Below are 737 nucleotides of genomic sequence, written 5' to 3'. Positions count from 1 at the left end.
TCTGTTTGGCAGCTCGGGTGAAACTGCTGGTTTCGACAAAGGCGAGAAAGCCCCTTAGCGCATCAATATCCATATCGATTTGGTACCCATCGTTTTTATTAATGTATTACATCAAAATTATCCGTTAGTGGCGCGCGATACAATCTCTTAAGCTGATAGTCAGACAAACTTAACGCAAGGAAGCTTTTATGAAACTCTTCATCGCTAATCAAAACTACTATAGCTGGTCACTTCGTGCTTGGTTGATTTTAGCTCAGCACAACCTCGACGCCGAGATCACCAAACTGACACTATTCACACCAGAATTCTACGAGACACTATCAGAGGTCACTCCAACTGCAAAAGTACCAACACTGGTCGATGACAACATCACAGTATGGGATTCGTATGCGATTTTAGAATACATCAACGAAGCGCATCTCGATGGTGCAGCATGGCCGGAGTCTGCGTCAGAACGTGCCCATGCCCGAGCGATATCCGCAGAGATGCACTCTGGCTTTTTTGCTCTAAGAGAAGAGCTACCGATGAACTGCCGAGCGCGCAGAAAAGTGGTATTGAGCGAGGCAGCGAAGAAAGATATTGAGAGAGTGGATACCCTGTGGTCCGAGCAAGGTGAAAAGTTCCCTGATGGTTGGCTTTTCGGCGAGTGGTCTATCGCTGATGCCATGTACGCGCCTCTTGCTCTAAGGTTCAGAACCTATGGAATTGAGCTTTCAGAAGCTGCGACTCGCTACCAA

Annotated in this window: 1 protein-coding gene; it reads left to right on the top strand. The window is 47.2% G+C overall.

The annotated features are described in order from the left end of the window. Positions 1 to 188: 188 nt before the first annotated feature. On the top strand, positions 189 to 737 hold a 549-nt coding region (locus KIV40_RS31030; RefSeq protein ID WP_285353137.1), incomplete at its 3' end, for a glutathione S-transferase.

It is taken from the genome of Vibrio sp. D173a, assembly GCF_030248475.1.
This window is presented reverse-complemented; position numbering and strand designations above follow the sequence as displayed.